This is a genomic window from Mycobacterium sp. NPDC003449 (assembly GCF_053588415.1).
Genome location: NZ_JBSFPX010000323.1, coordinates 1 through 4,487, shown reverse-complemented (window position 1 = coordinate 4,487; position 4,487 = coordinate 1). Strand labels below are relative to the sequence as shown.

At 61.0% G+C, this 4,487-nt stretch carries 4 protein-coding genes; all 4 read right to left on the bottom strand.

Annotated elements, in window-relative coordinates; translation table 11 throughout:
* Positions 1 to 103: 103 nt before the first annotated feature.
* Positions 104 to 1,507, bottom strand: a complete 1,404-nt coding sequence (locus ACWDTP_RS37650) for an MmgE/PrpD family protein (protein WP_450028304.1) — start codon at positions 1,505 to 1,507, stop codon at positions 104 to 106.
* A gap of 44 nt (positions 1,508 to 1,551) precedes the next feature.
* Positions 1,552 to 2,694: an NAD(P)/FAD-dependent oxidoreductase gene (locus ACWDTP_RS37645; RefSeq protein WP_450028303.1), complete on the bottom strand. Its 1,143-nt coding sequence runs from the start codon at positions 2,692 to 2,694 to the stop codon at positions 1,552 to 1,554.
* Positions 2,695 to 2,773: 79 nt separating this feature from the next.
* Complete coding sequence (locus ACWDTP_RS37640) at positions 2,774 to 3,550, bottom strand: amino acid ABC transporter ATP-binding protein (RefSeq protein WP_450028302.1); 777 nt, start codon at positions 3,548 to 3,550, stop codon at positions 2,774 to 2,776.
* A partial coding sequence (locus tag ACWDTP_RS37635) for an amino acid ABC transporter permease (protein ID WP_450028301.1) occupies positions 3,547 to 4,487 on the bottom strand: 941 nt, incomplete at its 5' end. The genes ACWDTP_RS37640 and ACWDTP_RS37635, both read right to left, overlap by 4 nt.

The following is a 4,487-nucleotide window of genomic DNA, read 5'->3' as shown; positions in this document are numbered from 1 at the left end:
CCACCAGATCGGTGGACGTTATCGAACCTGTCGATAGTGCTTGCCCGATAGCCACGGCGTCCATCTTGACGACGCGTGAGTCTGGGGATGTCATATTTCCGTCTTATGCCTGTATCGCTACCCGCTTGGATAGAACTGTCGTCAACTGGCGCAGGGCATCTGAATTTCCGTTCTTCATCTCGCGTGCGTAATCGAGGACTTGTCTCTGCTCCGCGGGTGCTGCTAGGAAACGGGTTGCGCGAGTGAACTTCTCTTCCAGATCGAGCCACGAAAGCGGCTTCGACACATCGCCTCTGGGTTCGGTGTCGTCGGAAACATAGCGCCGGTCATCGCAGGCGACGGTGACTCGGGCGAAGGTCCTGGCCGGGAATCGTCGATCGAACTCGGGATCGCACACGAGTGTGACCTTGCCGGCCAACTCGATGGCGGCTTCGTTGTTCAGCGATGCTGCTGTCAGAGGTAACAAGGATTGTGGACCCACGACTGCGGCGAGACCGAGGCAGTACGGAATGCTGTATTGGACGTCGATGAGATTGCGCGGCGCCGTCCGGTTCGAGATGCGCAGCGCTCCACTGGTTGTCGCGACTTCGATGGCGTCGATGGTGGTCGGGTCGATGTCGTGTCTTTCAACGAGCGCGGAGAAGGCGTCCAGCGGCGCATGCACATGACGGCAGCATGCATACAATTTGAAGTAGGTGTTGGCGATGTGGTGGGCCGATCCGAGGGCGAGAGCTGCTGGGAACGTGTAATGACGAGTGCTGTCCAGGATGTTGCGAGGTCCGGTGTGTCCGGCCTGTGCCAGGTGCAACGCCATCAGACCGGTGACCACCGACCAGGGGATTCCTTCCTTGAGTGCACTGCCTTCGGGCGTGGGTATCCGAGGCGCTGGAGCGCTGGCGAACAATTGGTTCGGGGAGCTTTCCCCGGCGATGGCAAGCGCGTGCGCAATGACATTCGCCGGCGAACGGCGTAACGCGGCGGCTGTGGCTACGGTGGCGTAAGCAGACCAAGTTCCGGTGTTTCCGTATGATGTGCGCGCAGCTCCGATCGTTACGCCGACTTCGTAACCGATGACGATGGCGGTGATGACATCTTCGATGTCGGCAGTTGTCTCGGATGCGACTGCCAGCGCGGTCGGAATGACGGCTGCGCCGGGGTGGCCGCGTGCGAGGCGGTGACCGTCGTCGAGGTCGAGTGCGCACGCGGATGCGCTGTTGGCCCACGCCGCACCCACTGGTGAGCTCGCGGCGTCGGCGAACCAAATCGGCGCATCCCCGCCACCCAAGGTTCCTTGAACCACTGCCCGAGCTGCGCTGGGACCCCGCTCGTCGACGCCGGCCCAGGCTGAACACACCAGATCGAGAACGCACTTGAACGCTGCTTGCCGATCGGGTTCAGTGGAGCGCACTTGACGTTCGGAGACTATGTAGTCGGCGATCTGTTCGGTGAAGTTTCGATAGCGTTCGACGGACACGTCCTCGCCGGAAACCATCTTGCTAGATGTCATGGGAACAAGCCTCTTTCACGGTGTGCCTGGGCGACGTTGTCCAGTCAGGGCGTCGAGAACCGGGCGAGACCGAACGATGTGAGCGCGGGGTGGCGGTTGCCATCGAGTACCTCGTCGGCGACGGATTCGGCGAGGAACACCGACAGCGTCACACCACTGTGGGTGGCGACGACATACACCGCGCGGTTGTCGCCGGCCCAGTCGGCGATGGTCATGCCGTCTTCGGGCATGACGCGGGTACCGAGCTGGACGGTTTCGGTGAAGGCGTTGTCAAGCGATGGATACAGTTCGCGGGCGCGCCGCAACAGAATGTCGGGGATGGTCCAGATCCTGGGATCGTCGAGATCCCACTGGCTGCCGGTGGGGTGATCTGTGAAGGTCACACCGCCGTTTCGTGCTGGGCGTATGGCGATGCCAGTAGCGCGCACGATATGGCTAATCCCGGATTCGACGGGCGCTGTTGTGCTGACCAGCCCTACCGTCGATCGTGCGGACCCGTGTGCCGTTGTGGCGACGCCGGGATCGATCACCGGTAGCTCGGCTCCGGTGGCCGCGAGGATTGCACGGTTGCCGTTGCCGGCGGCCAGGATGGTGGTGTCGGCGTGAAAACGTTGCCGCGTTCCGTCGATCGACGTGGCATGCACACCGTCGGTGTCCACTCGGTCGACGGTGTGGAACGGGAGGAATCGGGCGCCGCGTGTTCGAGCACCGTTGAGCAGGCTGGTGCACATGGTGAGGGTGTCGACCCATCCCTCCGATGGAAACAGCGCACCGCCTCTCAGGGTTGCGGACCGCAATGACGGTTCCAGGTCGCGGACTTGTTCTGCCGAGAGCAGGCTGACGTCGTATCCGGTGGACGAGAGCTGCCGCACTTTCGCTTCGAGCGCCTCGATCTCCTCGCTGGTCTGCGCGATCTGGACGTTGCCGCTCTGATGGAACCAATCGGCCGAACCCAGCGCGCGCCGATCTCGCGCACGTTCGTGTGCTCGAAGCCCTTCGAGGTTGAGGTCCGCGTAGGTCTGGGGAGTCTTGTTGTTGGCATTGACCCAGGCAAAAGTGGCGGAGCTGGTGACCGATGCGACGGCAGCGGAATCGACGACGGTGACATCGGAGCCCCGTCGTGCGAATTCGTACGCCAGGCTTGATCCGATGACTCCCGCTCCGACGATGACCACGCTGTGCGGCATATGTATTTTCCTTCTTGAGAGAGTGGGTCGAGTTGCGCCGGGCGCAGGGGCGGTGCCCGCCGCTTGCACGCGCAGACGATTATCGGGTCTCGACGGACGCGAAGAATTTGCGTGCCCGCTCCGTGGTCGGATTGTGCAGAACATCTTTGGGAGCGCCGCGCTCGACGACCTTGCCTGCGTCCATCATGATCAGTTCGTCGGCGACGTCCTCGGCGAAGCGCATCTCGTGGGTGACGATGACCATCGTCGATCCCGCATCGGCCAGTGACCGCATCACAGTCAAGACCTCGCTGACGAGTTCGGGATCCAAGGCGCTGGTGGGTTCGTCGAACAACAACACACGAGGTTGCAGGGCCAGCGCACGTGCGATGGCGACGCGTTGTTGCTGTCCGCCGGACAACTCGCTGGGGTAGTGGTCTTTTCGGTTCGTCAACCCCACTTGCGTCAGGACTCGGATCGCTTCCGTGCGGGCGTCGTCCTTTCCGACCTTCTTCACGAGCATCGGTGCGATCGTGACGTTTTCCAGCGCGGTGTAGTTGGGGAATAGGTTGAAATGCTGGAACACCATGCCGAAGTTGATGACCTGCCGCCTGGCGGCGGCCTTGGACAGCAGAACCCGGTGCCCGTTGCGGAGCTGGTATCCGATCATCTCACCGTCGAGAAAGAGGCCGCCACCGTCGATCTCTTCGAGCATGTTGATCGTGCGCAACAGCGTGCTCTTGCCCGAGCCCGAAGGGCCGACGATGCAGGTGACCGTTCCGGCGTGAACATCCAAGCTGACGTTACTCACAGCGCTGAGATCACCGAAGTGCTTGCTCACGTCGACCAGTTGCAGCAGTGGGGTGGAGGCGTTCATTTGGTTGCTCCATTGACGGGGGTCGGTTCCGAGGTGGCCGTGCTGACCGTGCGGCGATGGAAGCCGCGTCCGAATCGCTTTTCGAGCCTCGACTGGCCGAACATCGCCGCGCTGGTCAGGGCGAGGTACCAGATGACGGCAACGGTCAGCAGGGGGATGGTCTCGAAATTGCGAGCGTAGATCGTTTGCACGGTGGTGAGAAGTTCGGTGTAACCGATGACCGACACCAAGGACGTGCTCTTGAAAATCGTGATGGTTTCGTTGGCCATCGACGGCGTGATCACTCGAATAAGCTGTGGGCCGAGTATCTTTCGCCACGCCTGGAACTGGGAGAGGCCGAGAGATTTGCATGCCTCGAATTGACCGGGCGGTAGTGACAGGACTCCGCCGCGAAAAATTTCTGCGGAGTATGCGCCGAGATAGATGGCGAGGCCGATCACCGCCGCGCTGAATCGTGAGATGACGTCGTTGGCAGCCAGGTTTCCGATGCTCGGTCCGAACGGGATGCCGACGCTGAAGGTGGGAACTAGAGCGCCGAAGAAGAATACCACCAACAACATCACCAGCGGAGGCATCGCCCGCATCAGCCAAATATAGAGTAGTGCAGTGATTCTCAGCACTATCAGTGACGACATGCGACAGTATGCGGTGACGATTCCGATTGCCAGCCCCAAGGCTGTGGTGAGCACCGTCAGGAGGATGGTGTTCGCCACGCCGGTAAGGATGACCTCGCTGAACAGGTAGGACCCGACGATGTCCCAGCGCCAATTCTCGTTGAACACGAAGAAGTGGATCAATGCCAAGGCCAGGTACGCCGCAACGACGATACTGATCCAGTGGGCGATGCCCATTCGATGACGGAATAGGAGAACCCCCCCCACCCCCCCAAACCAAAAAACACCAACAAAAAAAAAAAAAAAAAAATAAAAAAAAAACA